The following is an 18081-nucleotide window of genomic DNA, read 5'->3' on the forward strand; positions in this document are numbered from 1 at the left end:
GCGCGGCTCACGGCTGTCCCCAGCTGTCGCGCGGCGCCTTCACCAAGCGGTCCTTGAGCTCCCTGGTGTGGCGCCGGGACACGGGGAGCTCCTTGGGCGGTCCGCCGCCGAGCACCACCGAGTAGCCGGACGAGGACATCCGCAGTTCGCTGACCAGCGCGAGCGAGACCAGGAACGATCGGTGGATGCGCAGGAAACCGGCCTCTCCCCAGCGCTCTTCCAGCTGCGCCAGCGGGATCCGCACCAGGTGCGAACCTTCCGTGGTGTGCAGCCGCGCGTAGTCGCCCTGCGCCTCGACCCAGCGGACTTCCTTGCGCGGGATCATCCGCGTGGTGCCGGCGAGTTCGACGGGGATGACCTCGTCGTCGTCCGGCACGGCGGCCTCCAGGGGCTGGGGGGTCCCGCTCTTGCCGGACTGCTCCTTGTTCTTCTCGATGGTGCGCAGCGCGCGGTCGACGCGGTCGGCGTTCGCCGGCTTCATGATGTAGTCCAGCGCGCCGACCTCGAACGCCTCCAGCGCGTTCTCCTCGTGCCCGGTGATGAACACCAGTGCGGGCGGAATGCGGAACGCGGTGAGCACGCGAGCGAGTTCCATTCCCGACAGGCCGGGCATCGACACGTCCGCGAACACGGCGTCCACGATGGACTCGTTCTCCTCGCGACCGGCGATCAGCTCCGGGTCGTCGCTGCGCAGCAGGCGCAACGCCTCGGCGGCGTCGAACGCGGTCAGCACCCGCCCGACGCGAGGGTTGCTGCCGAGCAGGAATTTCATCTCGTCAAGCCCGGCCCGCTCGTCGTCGACGGCAAGGACGACGAGCCCGGCGGGGTTCTCTCGTGTACTCAATGCAACGCCATATCGTGCCGCGCCTCCGGCGCACTGTCCATGTCCCGGCTCCTGCGCTCGACGCCTCCCGCGCCGGTGTGCGAAACGTGCTTGCGGACCCTAGTTGTTAGCGCAGAACGAGGGTCCTCCACGAGGGCTCAGCGACAAGAATCTGCTTCACGAAGCAGATTTTCGCCCGAACGGATCAATTTTTCGGCTGATCGAGCCATCCTCGTTTGGGCGAACCGGATCAACACTCTCCGGAACAACGCGCAAAACGGGCCCCCGCCGAGCTTTCCCGGCGGGGACCCGAAGCACAAGCCTCTACAGGCCGAAACGGTCCCACATGGCGCGGTGTTCGAGCGCGTCGAGCCCGGAAACCAGGTTCGCCACGGGGTTGCGCGAGACGCCCGAGGACATCCCGAGTCGCGCCAGCAGCGGCTTGCGGCCCTCCACCGTCTGCACCTGGGCGTCCGGGTACTTCCGCTCGATGATCTCGCGCAGCGTCCCGACACCGTCGACGAGGCCCAGTTCCGCGGCCTTCGCGCCGGTCCACACCTCGCCCGAGAACAGCTCGTCCTCGCCGCCGTTCAGCTTGCCCTCGCGGCGCTCGCGGACCCAGTCGGTGAACTGGCCGTGCAGCTCGTCCTGCAGACCGCGCAGCCACTGCACGTCCTCGGACTTCTCCGGGCGGAACGGGTCGAGCCGCACCTTGTTCTCACCGGCGGTGTAGACGCGGCGTTCGACGCCCAGCTTGTCCAGCAGGCCCGTCATCCCGAAGCTCGCGCTGACCACGCCGACCGACCCGACCAGCGAGGTCTGGTGCGCGTAGATCTCGTCGGCGGCGCAGGCCAGCCAGTAGCCCCCGGAAGCGGCGACGTCCTCGCAGTAGGCCAGCACCGGCACGTTCTTCTCCGCGGCCAGGCCCCGGATCCGGTCCGCGACCAGTGCGGACTGGGTGGGGGCGCCGCCCGGGGAGTTGATCGACAGCACCACGGCGCTGAGCCGGTCGTGCGAGAACGCGCGGTTGAGCGCCGAGTCCACGCTCTGCAACGAGATCGAGGGCCGCCCCATCGGCGACGGCTGCGGCGTGATGACGCCGTGCAGCTTGACCACCGCCACGACGGGGCCGCGCTCGGCCATGCCGGGCAGCTTCCCGCCGAACTTCTCGGTCAGCTCCTTGGGCAACTTGGCCGTGACCATGTCGGCGAACTTCTGCGGTGCCTTCTCGTCCATACCTCGACGTTACCGGCCCGCGGCCGGTCCGGCGGCCAAACCCACTTCCGGCTCGTCCACCGGGGCCAACGGCTCCGGCCGGACTCCGGGAGCGAACTTGGGCACCCGCATGATGACCTTCATGCCCGCGCCCTTCTCGGTCTCCACGACGAGCCCGTAGTCGTTGCCGAAGGTGGCGCGCATCCGGTTGTTGATGTTGCCGAGCCCGACGTGCGCACCGGTGAGGTGGGCGTTGGCGAGCTCCGCGTCCAGCAGCTCCGGGTCCATCCCGATGCCGTCGTCGTCAACGCTGATCAGCGCTTCGGAACCGCTGTCCTCCGCGATGACCGACACGGTTCCGCCGCCGGGCTTGTTGGCGAGCCCGTGCCGGACCGCGTTCTCCACCAGCGGCTGCAGCGCGAGGAACGGCACCACGACCGGCAGCACCTCGGGGGCGATCTTGAGCTGCACGTTCAGCCGATCGGGTCCGAACCGCGCGGCTTCCAGCGTGAGGTAGCGGTCGATGTTGCGGATCTCGTCGGCGAGCGTCGTGTAGAGCCCGCTCGCCCGGAACGAGTAGCGGGTGAAGTCGGCGAACTCCTGCAGCAGGTCGCGCGCGTGCTCCTGGTCGGTGCGGATCAGCGAGGAGATCGTGTTGAGCGCGTTGTAGATGAAGTGCGGCGAGATCTGCGCCCGCAGCGCGCGCACCTCGGCCTGAGCCAGGCGCTCCTTGGACTCCTGCAGCTCGGCCAGTTCGAGCTGGGTGGACACGTGGTGGGCGACTTCGGCGGCGGCGCGCAGGAGCCGCTTGCGGTCGCCGTCGGCGATGACCGTCAGGACACCGCGGACCTGACCCTCGACCTCCAGCGGCACCACGGCCGCGTGCCGCATCGGGCAGGGCCGCTGCTCGCAGACCACGTCGCCGTGGTCGAGGAAGTCGCGCTTGCCGGTGCGCAGCACCTGCTCGATCTTGGTGCGCAGATCGGCGTAGTGGTGGTTGGCCTCGCCGTCCCAGGTCAGCAGGGTTCCATCGGCGTCGACGATGCCGACGGCAACGCAGGCCAGCAGCTCCCTCAGGTGCGGACCGGTCTTGTCCGCCGATTCCTGGTTCAGGCCTTCGCGCAGGTAGGGCGCCGCGCTGGTGACCCGGTGCAGAGCCGCCAGCGTGGCGTCCTCCACCGAAGTGCTCACCCGACGCGCCCGGCACAGCAGCACGAACATGCCCAGCACGGCGAGCGCCGCGAGCGTGGTCAGGACCGTCCGCTCTGTCAACAACTCCGCCACAACATCAATCTGCCCGAGTCGCACGCTCTGAATCAAGACGGCTACGGCCAGTGCGAGTTTTCCATCGGTGAACGGTCCAGGCTCGTTCCATTCAGCGGAATCGATTCGCCCGTTCAGCAGATCCGGCCCGTGCGCAACTCCGGGAGTTGTCCACAGCCTGGGGGCAACTCATTTCAGCAGCCGGGACATCCTGCGATCCGCCAGCTGCTTCCCACCGGTCTGGCACGTCGGGCAGTACTGCATCGAGCGGTCCGCGAAGGAGACCTCCCGAACCGCGTCGCCGCACACCGGACACGGCAGACCGGTGCGGCCGTGCACCCGCATCCCCGACCGCTTCTCCGCCTTGAGCCGCGCGGCGTCCTGCCGCAGCGACCGGTCCACGGCGTCCCGGAGGATCTCCTGGACGTAGCCGTGCAGCCGGGTCACCGCCGCGGCGTCGAGCTTGCCCGCCGTGGCGAACGGGGAGAGCTTCGCGGCGTGCAGGATCTCGTCCGAGTAGGCGTTGCCGATTCCCGCGATCGTGGACTGCTCGGTGAGCACGGTCTTGATCCGCTCGGTGCGGCCCTCCAGGAGCGCGGCGAACCCGTCGGCGTCGGCCTCCAGCGCGTCGGGCCCCAGCCGCGCGATCCCGGGAACCTCCGCCGGATCCTCGACGATCCACGCGGCGAGGCTCTTCTGGGTGCCGGCCTCGGTCAGGTCGAACCCGACGCCGCCGAGGTGGACGCGCAGCGCGATCGGTCCGCGGCCCGGCTTCGGCGGGGTCGCTGAGAGCTTGTCCGACCAGCGCAGCCAGCCGGCCTTCGCCAGGTGGCAGACCAGGTGCAGGCCGCCGCAGTCCAGGTCGAGGTACTTGCCGTGCCTGACGGCATCGGTGACCTCGCGCCCGTGCAGCGCGGTCCACAACGGGTCCGCGGTCTTGAGCACGCTCATCGAGGCGACGTCGACGCGCGCCACCATCCGCCCCACGGCGTGATCGCGGAGGTGCTTCGCCAGCGCCTCCACCTCGGGAAGTTCGGGCACGACTCCAGTGTGCCCCAACGAGGGGACAGCAGCGGCGCTCTACTCCGTCGGCTGCAGCCTGCCGTTCATGTCCGGCTCCGCGTACAGCTCGATGTGCCGGGCCACCTGCGACACCTCGGTGCGCACCTCGACGAAGCCGCGCACGATGCCCACCCAGGTCTCCGGCGGGTTCTCCTCGGCGTCACCCGGCGTCGACGCGGTGAGCGTCCACGGGCGGTGCAGCACCCAGCGGACCGGGAAGAACAGGATCGCGATCACGACCACCGCGATGAACCACCACGGGATGATCACCTCTTGGGGCGTCCACGCGATGAACACCACGACCAGGGCCGCGAGCGCTGCCCCCACCACGATCGCCGGTGTCGAACCGCCGTTGACGTCGTGCTCGAACTCGTCCACCACGATCGGGTTGGACCACTCCAGGTTCGCCCTGATCGTCCATTCCCGGCCGTCGGAGCCTCGAACCACCCGGTTCATCGTCGCCTCCCCGCCCACCCGGGCTGGTCACTCGAACGCAAACTCGCCACTCGAACCACACCTGTCACCGAGCGTGGTGCCACGGTACCGCTCCTGTCATCGGCCCGAAGGGTGATCGTCCGCACGCAGCGGGACCATCGCCACCTCGCATTGTCGATCATGACGGCACCTCCGGCCAACCCTCTGGCCCTGAGAACGACCCGCTCGAACCACTACGCTCCGGGCACACCTGATTCCAGGAGGCATCCGATGGACGTCGACGAGGCCGTGGGGCTGATCCGCGACCAGCACCACGCGGTGCTGGGAACCCTGCGCGAGGACGGAACACCGCTGATGACCCCGGTCCTCGCGGCGGTGGACGAGCAGGGCCGGGTGGTGGTCAGCACCAAGTCCGGCTCGGGGAAGGTCCACAACCTCCGGCGCGACCCGCGCGCCTGGCTGTGCGTGCTGCCGGACGCGTTCTTCGGCCGCTGGTTCCAGGTGGACTCCGACGTCGAGATCGTCGAGCTCCCCGAGGCCCTGCCGCTGCTGGAGGACTACTACCGCTCCCTCTCCGGGGAGCACGAGAACTGGGATTCCTACCGCGAGGCCATGCGCTCCGAGAAGCGCGTGCTGCTGCGGCTCACCCCGACCCGCGCGGTCGGCTGAGGCGGACCCCCCGGTGAACGGTCACCGAACCATGGGCTAAAGTATTCACCAACAGCACACCGGCGGCGAAAGCCACCGGGAAGCGATGAACATGCGGATGTAGCGCAGCTGGTAGCGCATCACCTTGCCAAGGTGAGGGTCGCGGGTTCGAGTCCCGTCATCCGCTCGTTGCAGTGGGGCCGAGGTTGTCACCTCGGCCCCACTTCTGTTTCCGCCTCACCAGCTCCCAGTTTTAGTCCTAACTGAGCCGACATTTCGGGCATGATCATGGCTCGGTTTGGACTAAAACTGGGAAGTGCCCAGGTCCGGCTACGGTGCGCCGGAGTGCGGGCGGGATCAGCTCTCGACGCCGAGGCCGATGGGGCAGGCGACTCCGGTGCCTCCCAGTCCGCAGTAGCCGTTGGGGTTCTTGGCGTCCGAGAGGTACTGCTGGTGGTAGCTCTCGGCGTAGAAGAAGTCCTCGAGCGGGGCGATCTCCGTGGTGATCTGGCCCTTGCCCGCGGCCGTCAGGGCCTGCTGGAACGCCTGCGCGCTGGCCTCCGCCTCGCGCAGCTGCTGCTCGTCGGTGCAGTAGATCGCCGAGCGGTACTGGGTGCCGAGGTCGTTGCCCTGGCGCATGCCCTGGGTGGGGTCGTGGTTCTCCCAGAACTCCTTGAGGACCTGCGCGTAGCTGATCTTCTCCGGGTCGAACACGATCAGGACGGCCTCGGTGTGGCCGGTCAGACCGGAGCAGACCTCTTCGTAGCCGGGATTCGGCGTGTAGCCGCCCGCGTAGCCGACGGCCGTGCTCCACACGCCCTCGGTCTGCCAGAACACGCGCTCCGCACCCCAGAAGCAGCCCATCCCGACCACCGCGGTGGCCAGGCCCTCCGGGAACGGCGGAACGATGCGGCGGTCCGGGAAGACCGCGTGGTGCTCGTCCACCGGCATCGGGGAGTCTCGGCCGGGCAGCGCCGACGACGGGTCGATCATCTTCAGCTTCGCACCGAACATGTTTCCAGAGTACGCCGTGGTCAACGCCGATCCAGCCGGTTGGGATCGCCGTAGCGGCCCGGGTCCGGCGGCAGCGGACGGCGTGCGTGCCTGCCCTGCGGCGGTTCGTCGATCTCACCGGACAACCGCCGCGACAGCGGTGACTCCTCGGGCGGCGACCAGCCAGGCGGCGGCCGGCGCTGACCCCTCCGGTCCGGCGGAAGTCCCTGGTCCGGCGGGGACACCCGGCCTCCGGGTCGCGGCGCACCGGCGCCCGGCGGGCGCGGGGGTGGCGGCCAGGCCCCGCGCGGCCGCTCGGGGAGCGGGCGGTCCGCACCTCGGTGCCCGGCGGATTCGGCCGTGGGAGCGACGGTGCCGGCCGGTTCCGGAACGCCGGGAGCGGCGGTGCCGGTTCGGGGGATCTCGGTGTCGGTCGGGACCTCCTCCGGCTCGGGCACCTTGTCGCCTCCCCGCTCCCCCTCCGGGGCCGGGGTGAGGAGGTGGCGCAAGCGCATCGTCGGGTCCTCGACGTACTTCCACGACAGCGTTCCCAGCACGTAGGCGGCGGGCGCGGCGCACAGCAGCATGAGCCACTGGTTGGCGATCCCGGCCATCGCCAGCAGCTGCTGGACCGGGAAGCCCCAGACGTAGACGCCGTAGCTGCCGTTGACCCACACGCCCGGCACGGTCAGCCGCGACGGCCAGAAGTGCCCGGTCACGATCACCGCGTAGCTCACCGCGAAGGGCATGACGGCCGAGGTCGTGATGCTGTTGGGCATCACGAACAACGCCACCAGACCGGCGCCGGCGGCCAGCGGGGACAGCGGGATCCGGTAGAGGTTGAGCAGCACGCCCAGCGCGAAGGCGACCAGGAACGCCACCAGCGATTCGACCGGAACGCTCAGCAGCGAACCCGCCGACTCCGAACCCGGGATCTCCTCCAGGTGCCGGTCCCAGACAACCAGGGCGATCAGCGCGACGACCGTCAGCCAGCGGAACCGCTGCTTGGCCGTGCCCAGCAGCAACAGCGCGAACAGGCCGCCGTAGGCCAGCAGTTCCATCGGCAGCGTCCACAGCGAACCGTTGACGGCGTCGGGCCACGGGTTGTTCTCGAAGACCCCCGGCAGGTCGTGGCGCAAGGTCAGCAATCCCGCGTTGTTGACGATGTAACCCCAGGTCTCGTGGGACCTGAAGTACTCGCCGACGGAGAGGCTGGTGATCATCGGGCCGACGATCAGGGCCATGCCGACCGACACCGTGAGCATCGGCGGCCACAACCGCAGCACCCGCTTGACCGCGAAGCGGAGCGCGTGCGGATCGCGCATCCAGCTCTCGGTGATCTGGAAACCGCTGAGCGCGAAGAAACCCATCAGCACGCCCTCGTCGGGCTGCACCGGCCACTCCGGCGGGAACAGCTCACCGCTGCCCACCAGCGGGGAGCTGTGACCGTAGATGACCAGCAGCGCACCGATCATGCGGATCCAGGCGAAGCCGTGGTTGGGACCGGCGAACAACTCAGGGCGAGCGTGCACAACACGCGCAGCACTCAACCCGGCTCACCCCATCGATTTGTGCCCGACCTGGACGTCAACGCTGCGTAGCCTAGCCAAGGGCTCAGCGGTTCGGGACCCTTTACAACCCAGACACCCGTCCGGACCAGACCGCAGACCGTATCGTTATTCGGCCGGTGCACCGCGAAGGTGTCGCCGAGTGCCAGAATGGCTTCGTTCGCAGCAGCGGCGTTCATGGAAATCCGGAAAGGGCGCTATCGGTGACCTGGCAAGACGAGTTGCAGAACCTCGACGCCGAACTCGCGGCAGGACGCATTTCCGCCGAGGAGTACCGACAGCGCAGGGACACCGTGCTGGGCCGGGCGCAGACCGGGCAGACCGGGCAGACGCCGTCGAACCCGGACGGTTTCCCGCAGCAGGAGCAGACACCACCGGCTGATCCCTCGTCCGGGGGGTTCCCGCAGCAGCAACCCGGCCAGCAGCAGTCGAGCCCGTTCCCGCCCGCGTTCAGCTGGGGCGACGCCGCCAAGCAGCAGCAACCCCAGCAGCAGGCGGGCAACAACGAGGCGACGCAGGTCGTGCAGAACCCGTTCCTCCAGCAGCAGCAACAGCAGCAGCAGCCGCCCGCTGATTCCGGCAGCACCCAGATCGTCAGCGTCCCGCAGCAGCCGCAGCAGCAGCAGTGGAACCAGTCGCAGCAGCAGTGGAACGGCCAGCAGCAGGGCTGGGGGCCGGTGGAGACGACCGGCACGCCCTGGGGCGACGACCTGCCGGGATCCGGCGACTCGGGCGAGGCGCCCTGGATGCGCCAGGGCCCGGAGGTCTTCGAGTCGGCGGGGAAGCCGGGCAAGGGCAAGCTGATCGCCGGCCTGTCCATCGGTGCCGTGCTGCTGGTCGTGGTGATCGTCGCCGTGATCTTCTACTTCGCCGGCGGTGAGAGCCGGCCCGAGCAGGAGACGGCCGCGCCTCCCGCGCCGCCCGCACCGACGACGACCGAGCTGCCGCAGCCGCCCGCCGCCAAGGCTCCGCCGGCGACGACGCAGGAGGTGCTGGTCGCCGCGAACGGCCCGGCGCACCCGTGGGCGGGACTGCTGGACCTGCCCAACCTGCAGGGCGCCAAGGGCGGGCTGCTCCAGCCCAAGGCCGTGCTCGACACGGCGTTCCAGAACGGCCTCGCCGAGGGCTGGTTCAACGGCACGGAGGGCGTGCAGCCCAAGACGACGCTGCTCGCGCTGAAGATGCCCGACGCCAACGCCGCCCAGACCGCGGCCGACAAGTACCTGGCCGCGCAGCAGGGCCTGTCCGAGGTCGAAGACCTGTCCTACCAGGGCGTTTCGGTGGTCTCCGCCGGCGCGACCTTCCGGACCGCCTACGTCGCGCACAACTACGCGGTGATCATCGACGTGAGCGGCCCGCCGGAGCAGAAGGACGCGGCAGCGCAGGCCTTCAAGGCCGTCCTCGACCAGCAGCTCACCCAGACCCCGCCCACGGTCCGCGACTGATCTCCGGACACCCGCGGCCGCTCCCTCGAACCCGAGGTGAGCGGCCGTTCTTCATCCCCGCACACCGCGCGGTGGTCAGCCCGCGGGGTCGAGCGTGGTGAGGAGGGACTTGAGGGCTTCGCGGGACGCCGCGGGGCCGAACTGGGCCTCGATGGCGGTGCGCCCCGACGAGGCGAGCGCGGTCCAGGTCTCGTCCTCGGTGAGCAGGCGCGTCACCGAGGACGCGAAGGCCCCTGGCTCGTCCGCCAACAGGACGTCCTGGCCCGGTTTGAGGTGCATGCCCTCGAACGCGACACCGGTGCCCACCACCGGAACTCCCACGGCGAGGCTCTCGCCGACCTTGCCCTTGACGCCCGCGCCGAAGCGCAGCGGGGCGATGGTGACCCTGGCCCGCGCGTAGTGCGGTTCGAGGGACTCGACCCAGCCGTGGACCTCGACGCCCGGCCCGGCCAGGGCTTCGACCTCGGCCGTCGGGTTGCTGCCGATGACGTGCAGGACGGCGTCCGGGCACTCCTCGCGGACCAGCGGCATGATCTCGCGGACCGCCCAGCGGGCAGCGTCGACGTTCGGCGGGTGGTCGAAGCTACCGACGAACAGCACGTCGCTGCGGCCTTCCGCGCGAACGGGGGCGCTGTCGATCACGTGCACGTTGGACAGCACGCGGACGTCGGCGTCCGGGACCAGCTCGTCCAGCAGCGCCCGCTCGGCCTCAGAGACCACCAGCGTCACGTCGCAGGCCCTGGCCAGCCCGAGCTCCATCTGCTTGGACGCGAAGGCCTTGCGGCGCAACGCCTTCGCGCGGTCGGCCTGGCCCTGCCGCTCGGCGAGCTCGGCTTCCCGCTCCAGGCGCAGGAAGTGCACGTCCACGGTGTCGTAGGCGATGACGGCCTGCGGTGCGCGCGTGCGCAGCTCCTCCACCAGGCTCCACGCGACCTGCGGGCGCGACAGCAGCGCCAGCGAGATCTCCGAGCCCGCTTCGTGCAGGAACGCCTGCTGCAGCTCCGGCTGCGGCAGGACCGTCACGCCGATCTGCTGGAGGTCGTCGGTGTAGGGCTGCAGGGCCGCGTGGTTGGCGGGGAAGAACACCACCCGGTAGCCGAGCTCGACCAGCTGCGCCAGCACCCGGAAGATGCGCACCGAACCGGAATCGAAGTCCGGACGCGGCACCTGGTGATCCTTGACCAGCACGATCGGGCCGTGGTGGCCACGGGCGCCGCGCTGCCGCGCGAGCCACAGGTTGCGCGGCGACGCCTCCGGGAGGTGTTCGGCGCGCAGCACCTCCGCCCACTTCTCGGCGAAGACCTGCCGGTTGAGCTCCTGGTGCTTCTTGACCCCGGAACCGGTGTCGGTGCCGTTGGAGACGCCTTCGTGGTGCACCACCACGGCCTTCGGCTGCACGACGGTGCGGTAACCGGCGGCGCGGATCGCGAACGCCAGGTCGGTGTCCTCGTAGTAGGCGGGGGCGAAGCGCGTGTCGAAGCCGCCGACCTGCCGGAACAGGGCTTCGCGCACCAGGATCGCCGCACCCGAGCAGTAGTCGACGTCGCGCAGCACGCTGAACTCCGCGCCGCTGCCGTCGGTCCCGCGACCGTAGTTCCAGCCGCTCCCGTCGGCCCAGACGATGCCGCCGCACTCCTGCAGCCGCCCGTCCGGGTACACCAGCTTGGCGCCGACCAGCCCGATCCGGGGATCCGAGGTGATCGTGTCGACCAGCACGTCCAGCCAGGACTCGGTGACCTCGGCGTCGTTGTTGAGGAAGAACAGGTGCTCGCCGCGCGCGTGCTCGGCTCCCAGGTTGCAGGCGCCGATGAAGCCGAGGTTGCGCTCGGCGCGCACCAGCCGGACGCCGTCGCAGGCGGCGAGCTTCTCGGCGCTGTCGTCCGGCGAGGCGTCGTCCACAACGATCACCTCGAACGGCACCGACACCAGGTGACCGGCGAGGAATCGCAGGCACTGGCGGGTGTAGGGCCACTTCCCGTGCACCGGCACGATCACGCTGACCAGCGGCTGGTCGCTGCACGGGACCGGCAGCGGCCCGGTGTCGTCTTCCGCGGCGACCTCCGGCACGCCGGGCTTGCGGCCCAGCGCGATCTCGTAGGCGTCGCGCCGGGTGGTGCCGCGCGGGGCGACCCGCTCGACGACCTTGCGGTACTTGCCGACGACGCGCTGCACCAGCGCCGAGTTCTGCGCGGCCAGCTCGGCGTTCTCGGCGGTGAGCCGCCCCGCGAGGCCCTCGGCGTCGGCGAGCCGGCCTTCGAGCCGGCCCGCGGTGTCGCGCAGCCACTCCACGCGGGCGGCGTCGCGCTGCGCTTGCAGGCCGCGTTCCCGCAGCTGCTCGCGGAGTTCGGCGAGCTCCTGGTGGTGGGTGTCGGCCCGCTGCTCCTCGGACTTGCGCAACTCCTCCAAGCGCCCGATGGCGGCCTTGAGCTCGTCGGCCTCGCCGCGGCTGCGCTGGTAGAGCTCGTTGAGCCTGGTGACGTCGGCGACCGCCTCGTCGCGCTGCGCGATCAGCTCCCCCGCGTCGCCCGCGCGGGCGAGGGTGAGCTGCGCGTCGGTGAGCAAGGCCGCCGCGGGCAGCTTCGGCAGGTGCTTGTCGGAGGCGACGCCCAGCAGGTACGTGTGCGGGACGCCCTGGCTGATCGCCCAGTCACCCGTCTCGCTGCGCTCGATGGTCTGCAGGCGGACGCCTTCGATCGCGGTGTCGCGGTCGCCGTGATCGGCGGGCACCACCATCGATCCGACGGTCACGTTCTGCTTGAGCACCGCCACGTGCCGGAAGGTGTCCTCCAGCATCGACTCGTACTCGCGGGCCGTGAGCTCCTTGACGTGGAACGGGTTGTCGTTGCCGTGCTCGTGGCTGTAGACGGCGGTGTCCGGGGTGCTGGACAGGAACAGCCCGCCCTGCTTCATCCGCGATCGGACCAGCTGGAGCACGGCGGCGTGGTCGGAGACGTGCTCGATGGCTTCGAAGCACACCACGACGTCGAAGGGCTTGGCGTCGGCGAGCAGCTCCGGGTCGGTGATCGAACCGACCTCGAAGCTCACGTCGCGGTTCGCGTAGTTGTGCCGGGCGTGGCCGATGGTCCGCTCGTCGATGTCCACGCCGACGACCTCGGCGCCCTCGGCGGCCAGCAGGGCGGCGCCGTAGCCCTCACCGCAGGCGAGGTCGAGGACCCGCTTGCCTCGCGCGAAGGGGGCCGCCAGCGCGTAGCGGTGGTAGTGCTCGTAAACCACCTGCACGTCTTCGGTCCAGGGCACGCAGCGCTCCCCGGTCCAGTCGATCAGCCGCTCGTCCATGGGCCCCTCACCGAGTTGTGAATCCGCTCGCAGGTTATCGCCCCTCCGCAGGCTGTCGTGGCCGGTTCCGGCGAGGAAGATGAGGAGGTTCTCATCGCGGTTTCACCTGCGGTTGCCCCCGAGACGCCAGAGTGGGTCCCATGCGTTCCGTTCCCCGGGGAGTCCTGCTGCTGGCGGCCCTGGCACTGCCCGTCGTCGCCGTGCTGATCAGCTTCGCGCTGACCGGCGGGGCCCGTGCTCCGGAGGTCCCGGAGACCGTGCGCGTCGGCAGCTCGCCCGGCCCGAGCAGCCCGGGCCCGGCCATCCCCGTCGTCCCCGGCCCGTCCGACCTGCCGCCGCCCGCGGAACTGCCACCGCCCGCGCCCAACGACGACGCGGACGATGACGACGACGCGACGGACGGCCATGACGACTGAGCAACCCACCCGTCCGCTGACCCGCCTCGCCGGTCGCCGCGGCACCCGCGTCCCGGCCCGCGCGCAGATCATGGGCTGGTTGCTGCTCGTGCTGGTCCTGGTGCTGCTGACGGTCATAGTGATCGTCCGCGAGTACCTGCACGACGAGGTCGGCCGCCGGGTCACCAACTCGCTGGAGCAGGAGGCGAAGGAGTTCGTCGCCTTCGCCGAGCGCGGCCAGGACCCGGTCAGCGGCCGGGTGCTCGGCGATCCGGGGACGCTGCTGCACAACTACCTCGGCCACCAGTACCCGGACACCGACGAGGCGCTGATCGGCGCGTGGCCCGTCGCGGGCGGTCTCGGCGTGGTCTCCCAGGAGCAGACCGAGCCGATCAAGGCCGTCGCGCAGGACCGGACCGTGCTGCGGCAGATCGTCGACGCCCCCAGCGCGCACGGCGTGCTCGACACCGCGGCGGGCCCGGTGCACTGGGTCAAGGTGCGCGCCGAAACGGCGAACGGCGGCAGCGCGTGGTTCGTCGTCGAGCGGCACACCGCCGCCGAGACCGCCGAGGTCGACGGCAGCGTCCGAATCCTGCTGCTGGTCAGCGCGCTGGGCGTGCTGCTGGCCGCGATGATCTCCTGGGTCGTGGCGGGTCTGATCCTGACCCCGGTGCGCGCCGTGCGCCAAGCCGCCGCCGAGATCACCGAGCACGACCTGACCCGGCGCATCCCGGTCGAGGGCCGCGACGACATCGCGGCGCTGGCCGATCAGTTCAACGCGATGCTGGACAGGCTGGAGGACGCGTTCCGCATCCAGCGGCAGTTCGTCGACGACGCCGGCCACGAGCTGCGCACGCCGATCACGATCGTGCGCGGGAACCTGGAGCTGCTCGGCGTCGACCCCGCCGAGCGCGACGAGGTGGTCAGGCTGTGCACCGACGAGCTGGACCGGATGACCCGGATCGTCAACGACCTGCTGGTGCTGGCCAAGGCCGACCGCCCGGACTTCGTCTCCCCCACCACCGTCTCGCTGGCGGAGCTGACCAGCGACATCGATGCGAAGGTGCGGACGCTGGGCGATCGGCGGTGGGTGCTGTCGGAGATCGGTGAGGGCGAGTTCGCGCTGGACGGGCAGCGGATCACCCAGGCGATGGTGCAGCTGGCGCAGAACGCGGTGCAGCACAGCCCCGCCGGATCGACGATCCGGATCGGCTCGGCCGTCGGCGACGGCGCGGTGGAGCTGTGGGTCACCGACGAGGGCCCGGGCATCGACCCCTCGGAGGCGGAGAAGATCTTCGAGCGGTTCACCCACGGCAGCGGCCGCAAGGGCGGTGCCGGTCTGGGACTGGCGATCGTCCGCGCGATCGCCGACGCCCACCACGGCCGGGTCCGAGTGCGCTCCGCGCCCGGCTCGGGCGCGACGTTCCGGCTGGAGCTGCCCGCGACGACCACGGGGGACGAGGCATGAGCAAGATCCTGATCGTCGAGGACGAGGAGCGCATCGCCGCGTTCATCGAGAAGGGGTTGCGCGCCAACGGCTTCAGCACCACGGTCGTGGCCGACGGCGACGCCGCGCTGCACCACCTGGTCGACGGCGAGTACGACCTGGCCGTGCTCGACCTCGGGCTGCCCGGCCGCGACGGGTTCGCGGTGCTGCGCGACGTGCGCGCGAAGCGGGTGACGTTGCCGGTGGTGATCCTCACCGCGCGGGACACCGTGCACGACACGGTCGCCGGGCTGGAGGGCGGCGCGGACGACTACATGACCAAGCCGTTCCGGTTCGAGGAACTGCTGGCCCGCATCCGGCTGCGGCTGCGCTCGGCCGACCGCGCCGAGGAGGTCACGGTGCTGCGCGACGGCGAGCTGTCGCTGGACCTGCGCACCCGCCGAGCCCAGGTGCCCAGCGGCACGGTGGACCTGACGGCGCGGGAGTTCGCGCTGCTGGAGCTGTTCCTGCGGCATCCGGGTCAGGTCCTGAGCCGCGAGCAGATCCTCTCCCACGTCTGGGGCTACGACTTCGACCCGGGCTCCAACGTCGTCGACGTCTACGTCCGCGCGCTGCGGCGCAAGATCGGCAACGGTCGCATCGGCACGGTCCGCGGCATGGGCTACCGCCTCGGCGGCTGACGCGACGTCCGCACGATCGAATCTTGGGCATGGGTTTCCCGGGTGGACCCCGGTGTGTGCACAGGTGTGGATAACTCTGTCCACAGCTGTGCATAACCACGCCTGAGCCACGGCGAATTCGCAGTTCGGAGACCTGTGGACAAGTTTGTCCACAGGCTGTGGAGAACCTGGATGAAGGTGCTCTCACCGGAGCTTCACGGGAGTCTCAGGCCGAGGCCGGAGAGTCCTTCTCGTGCAGGTCACCAGAGTGCGAGAAGACCCGGTCGCGGGCTGGGGGTGGGCGGTCGCGTTCACCCTCGCCGGCGTCGGCGTGTTCGGAGCCCTAGCCGTGCTCACCGTCCCGGACCAGGCGCTGGGCGAGGAGCTGAACCGCGACGCGCTGCTCACGCTGATCGTGTTCGGCGCGGCCGTCATCGGCTGGACGCGGGCCAGGATCGACGACACCTTCGTGGCGCTGCTGGCCGCGGCCGTGCTCGCGGTGCTGGGCGTGCTGGAGTCCGAGCGGTTGTTCGCCGCGCTCGGCGAGGACCAGATCTGGCTGCTGGTGGCCGCGTTCATGCTCGCCTCCGGGGTCAACCGGACCGGACTGCCCGCGCGGCTGGCCCTCGGGCTGGCGGCCCGGGCGAGAACTCCGCGGTCGCTGTGCCACCTGCTCGCGCTCGGGCTGGTCGGCACGGCGCTGCTGATTCCCAGCACCAGCGGCCGGGCGGCGATGGCCGTTCCGCTGCACCGGGCGCTGGCGTCCGCCCTGCCGGACCGGCTCGTCCGGACGGTCGGACTGCTGGTGCCGGTCGTGATCCTGCTGTCCGCCGTCGCCACCCTCACCGGCGCCGGAGCGCACCTGATCACCAGCCAGGTGCTCGCCGCGACCACCGGCGAGGGCATCGGATTCGGCTGGTGGCTGTGCTGGGGACTGCCGCTCGCGCTGGTCAGCTCGCACGTGGCCGCCGAGCTGGTGCTCCGCACCGGCGGAGCGGAGCGGCGGACACCGCTGCGCATCGAGGTGTCCGCACTGCGCGCCGAGCTGGAGGTTCCCGAACGCCTCCGCCCCGCCGAGGTCCGGGCCGGAGCGCTGCTGGGCGTCGTGGTCCTGCTGTGGAGCACCGAGCCCTGGCACGGGTTGCCGCCCGCGCTGGTCGCGCTGGGCGCGGCGCTGCTGGTCACCTCGCCCCGCGTCGGGACGGTGCCGATGAAGACGGCGGTCGGTGAGATCCCCTGGTCGCTGCTGCTGTTCATGGCGGCGACGGGCGCGCTCGGCACCGCGCTCACCGATTCCGGCGCGGCCGGGTGGATCGCCCGGCACGCGCTGGTCGGCGACAGCCCGGTGGCGCTGCTGGTCGCGGCCGTGGTGCTGAGCACCGCGCTGCACCTGCTGGTCACGTCCCGGTCAGCCCGGTCCGCGGTGCTGATCCCGCTGCTCGTTCCGGCCGCCGTGGCCGTCGGCGCGAACCCGGTGGCGGTGGCGTTCGCCTCGACCGCGGCGGCCGGGTTCTGCCACTCGCTGCCGGCTTCGGCGAAACCGCTCGCGATGTTCGCCGAGCACTACGAACCGCGCGAGCTGCGCAGGCTCGCGGTCGTCCTCGGGCCGGTCACGGCCGCGCTCGTGCTGCTGTTCTCGCTGCTCATCTGGCCCCTGCTGGGTTTGTCCCTGTGATCCACCGTGGAGGAAAGAATGTTCCGGATCGTCATCGCGCCGAGCGGGTTCAAGGAATGCCTGGACGCCGAGCAGGTCGCCGACGCCATCCAGGCGGGCGTCCGCCGGGTGATCCCCGGCGGCGTCGTCGACACCGTGCCGCTGATCGACGGTGGCGAGGGTTCGGCCAGGCTGCTGGCCCGCGCCACCGGCGGCACGCTCGTGCCGGTGACCGTCACCGGCCCGGTCGGCGATCCGGTCGCGGCGCACTTCGCGATGCTCGACGAGGACACCGCGTTCGTGGAGATGGCTGCCGCCGCGGGGTTATCCCTGGTCCCGCCCAGCAGACGCGACCCGTGCCGGACCACGAGCCGGGGTGTGGGCGAGCTGATCCGCGCGGCGCTGGGCACCGGTGCCCGGCGGATCGTGGTCGGCTGCGGCGATTCGGGGACCTGCGACGGCGGCGCCGGAGCGCTGCAGGCGCTGGGCGTGCGGATCTCCGACGAGCGCGGCCGGGAGATCGGGCCGGGCGGTGCTGCGCTGCTGCAGGCCCACCACGTCGACGTCTCCGGGGCCGACCCCCGTCTGTCCGATGTGGACATGACCGTCGCGGTGAACCCGCGCAACGCGCTCTGCGGACCGGACGGGGTCGCTCGCCGCTACGGCCCGCAGAAGGGCGCATCGGCGGAGACGGCGGACCTGCTGTCCTCCGCGATGTCGCACTGGGCGCGGCTGCTGGACGCGGGCCTGACCGAGATGGCGGGCGCCGGCGCGTCCGGCGGGCTGGCCGCCGGCCTGGCCGGAGCCCTGGGCGCGCGCCTCGAATCGCGCTTCGACGTGTTCCTCACCAGCACCGATCTGGATCAGCGGTTGCGGACCGCGGACCTGGTGATCACCGCGGAAGGCGCCATCGACGCGTCCACCGCGCTCGGCAAGATCCCCACCGAGGTCGCGCGGCGGGCCAAGCGGCACGGCAAACCCGTGATCGCGCTGTGCGGCACCATCGGGCCCGGCGCCGACACCAGCTACGAGCACGGGATCGACGCGATCACCGGCATCCTCACCGGACCGGTGGCGCTGTCCGACGCCATCACCAAGGCACCGGGCCTCATCACCGACGCGACCGCCCGGACGCTCCGGATGCTGCTGCTCGGGACCACCCTCACGGCCGCGTGAG

At 70.9% G+C, this 18081-nt stretch carries 15 protein-coding genes and 1 tRNA gene; 8 read left to right on the top strand and 8 right to left on the bottom strand.

Going from position 1 to position 18081, the window contains the following annotated elements; genetic code table 11:
* Window positions 1-7: 7 nt before the first annotated feature.
* From FHU35_RS16265 to FHU35_RS16285, 5 genes are all read right to left on the bottom strand, one after another.
* On the bottom strand, window positions 8-844 hold the full coding sequence (locus FHU35_RS16265) for a LytR/AlgR family response regulator transcription factor (protein ID WP_145740523.1): 837 nt from the start codon (window positions 842-844) through the stop codon (window positions 8-10).
* 303 nt (window positions 845-1147) lie between these two features.
* Window positions 1148-2059: a S49 family peptidase gene (locus FHU35_RS16270; RefSeq protein ID WP_145740525.1), complete on the bottom strand. Its 912-nt coding sequence runs from the start codon at window positions 2057-2059 to the stop codon at window positions 1148-1150.
* A 9-nt stretch (window positions 2060-2068) separates the two neighbouring features.
* The gene (locus FHU35_RS16275) at window positions 2069-3322 is read right to left on the bottom strand and encodes a histidine kinase (protein ID WP_145740527.1); all 1254 of its coding nucleotides are present in this window, start codon (window positions 3320-3322) and stop codon (window positions 2069-2071) included.
* A gap of 168 nt (window positions 3323-3490) precedes the next feature.
* Window positions 3491-4342, bottom strand: coding sequence for an Fpg/Nei family DNA glycosylase (locus tag FHU35_RS16280; RefSeq protein WP_145740529.1), 852 nt, complete (start codon window positions 4340-4342; stop codon window positions 3491-3493).
* 39 nt (window positions 4343-4381) lie between these two features.
* On the bottom strand, window positions 4382-4819 hold the full coding sequence (locus tag FHU35_RS16285) for a DUF983 domain-containing protein (RefSeq protein WP_186459459.1): 438 nt from the start codon (window positions 4817-4819) through the stop codon (window positions 4382-4384).
* Window positions 4820-5068: 249 nt separating this feature from the next.
* On the opposite strand from FHU35_RS16285, the gene FHU35_RS16290 reads away from it, so the two are divergent.
* Window positions 5069-5467 (top strand): PPOX class F420-dependent oxidoreductase, encoded by a 399-nt coding sequence (locus FHU35_RS16290; RefSeq protein WP_145740533.1) that lies wholly within the window; start codon window positions 5069-5071, stop codon window positions 5465-5467.
* A 93-nt stretch (window positions 5468-5560) separates the two neighbouring features.
* A tRNA-Gly gene (locus tag FHU35_RS16295) sits at window positions 5561-5633 on the top strand.
* A gap of 170 nt (window positions 5634-5803) precedes the next feature.
* On the opposite strand, the gene msrA is transcribed toward FHU35_RS16295, so the two are convergent.
* Window positions 5804-6460 (bottom strand): peptide-methionine (S)-S-oxide reductase MsrA, encoded by a 657-nt coding sequence (msrA, locus tag FHU35_RS16300; protein WP_145740535.1) that lies wholly within the window; start codon window positions 6458-6460, stop codon window positions 5804-5806.
* A 20-nt stretch (window positions 6461-6480) separates the two neighbouring features.
* Window positions 6481-7971, bottom strand: a complete 1491-nt coding sequence (locus FHU35_RS16305) for an acyltransferase family protein (RefSeq protein ID WP_281290240.1) — start codon at window positions 7969-7971, stop codon at window positions 6481-6483.
* 239 nt (window positions 7972-8210) lie between these two features.
* Between FHU35_RS16305 and FHU35_RS16310 the strand changes: the two genes are divergently transcribed.
* Entirely contained in the window at window positions 8211-9452 is a 1242-nt protein-coding gene (locus FHU35_RS16310; protein ID WP_145740536.1) for a hypothetical protein, read from the top strand.
* A 75-nt stretch (window positions 9453-9527) separates the two neighbouring features.
* On the opposite strand, the gene FHU35_RS16315 is transcribed toward FHU35_RS16310, so the two are convergent.
* Window positions 9528-12749, bottom strand: a complete 3222-nt coding sequence (locus FHU35_RS16315) for a glycosyltransferase (RefSeq protein ID WP_145740539.1) — start codon at window positions 12747-12749, stop codon at window positions 9528-9530.
* Window positions 12750-12889: 140 nt separating this feature from the next.
* On the opposite strand from FHU35_RS16315, the gene FHU35_RS16320 reads away from it, so the two are divergent.
* From FHU35_RS16320 to FHU35_RS16340, 5 genes are all read left to right on the top strand, one after another.
* Window positions 12890-13165, top strand: a complete 276-nt coding sequence (locus FHU35_RS16320; protein ID WP_145740541.1) for a hypothetical protein — start codon at window positions 12890-12892, stop codon at window positions 13163-13165.
* Window positions 13155-14612, top strand: a complete 1458-nt coding sequence (locus FHU35_RS16325) for a sensor histidine kinase (RefSeq protein ID WP_145740542.1) — start codon at window positions 13155-13157, stop codon at window positions 14610-14612. The genes FHU35_RS16320 and FHU35_RS16325 overlap by 11 nt, the downstream gene beginning before the upstream one ends.
* Window positions 14609-15271, top strand: coding sequence for a response regulator transcription factor (locus tag FHU35_RS16330; protein WP_145740544.1), 663 nt, complete (start codon window positions 14609-14611; stop codon window positions 15269-15271). The genes FHU35_RS16325 and FHU35_RS16330 overlap by 4 nt, the downstream gene beginning before the upstream one ends.
* 232 nt (window positions 15272-15503) lie before the next feature.
* Window positions 15504-16925 (top strand): SLC13 family permease, encoded by a 1422-nt coding sequence (locus tag FHU35_RS16335; RefSeq protein ID WP_145740546.1) that lies wholly within the window; start codon window positions 15504-15506, stop codon window positions 16923-16925.
* An 18-nt stretch (window positions 16926-16943) separates the two neighbouring features.
* The gene (locus tag FHU35_RS16340) at window positions 16944-18080 is read left to right on the top strand and encodes a glycerate kinase family protein (protein ID WP_145740548.1); all 1137 of its coding nucleotides are present in this window, start codon (window positions 16944-16946) and stop codon (window positions 18078-18080) included.
* Window position 18081: the final 1 nt, after the last annotated feature.

The sequence above is a fragment of the Saccharopolyspora dendranthemae genome, assembly GCF_007829955.1.
GTDB lineage: Bacteria > Actinomycetota > Actinomycetes > Mycobacteriales > Pseudonocardiaceae > Saccharopolyspora > Saccharopolyspora dendranthemae.

Bases quoted from the DNA above. Each gene is read 5' to 3' on its own strand.
- FHU35_RS16270 (WP_145740525.1), bottom strand. From the start codon at position 2,059: ATGGACGAGAAGGCACCGCAGAAGTTCGCCGACATGGTCACGGCCAAG.
- FHU35_RS16325 (WP_145740542.1), top strand. From the start codon at position 13,155: ATGACGACTGAGCAACCCACCCGTCCGCTGACCCGCCTCGCCGGTCGC.
- FHU35_RS16330 (WP_145740544.1), top strand. From the start codon at position 14,609: ATGAGCAAGATCCTGATCGTCGAGGACGAGGAGCGCATCGCCGCGTTC.
- FHU35_RS16320 (WP_145740541.1), top strand. From the start codon at position 12,890: ATGCGTTCCGTTCCCCGGGGAGTCCTGCTGCTGGCGGCCCTGGCACTG.
- FHU35_RS16290 (WP_145740533.1), top strand. From the start codon at position 5,069: ATGGACGTCGACGAGGCCGTGGGGCTGATCCGCGACCAGCACCACGCG.
- FHU35_RS16315 (WP_145740539.1), bottom strand. From the start codon at position 12,749: ATGGACGAGCGGCTGATCGACTGGACCGGGGAGCGCTGCGTGCCCTGG.
- FHU35_RS16340 (WP_145740548.1), top strand. From the start codon at position 16,944: ATGTTCCGGATCGTCATCGCGCCGAGCGGGTTCAAGGAATGCCTGGAC.
- FHU35_RS16285 (WP_186459459.1), bottom strand. From the start codon at position 4,819: ATGAACCGGGTGGTTCGAGGCTCCGACGGCCGGGAATGGACGATCAGG.
- msrA (WP_145740535.1), bottom strand. From the start codon at position 6,460: ATGTTCGGTGCGAAGCTGAAGATGATCGACCCGTCGTCGGCGCTGCCC.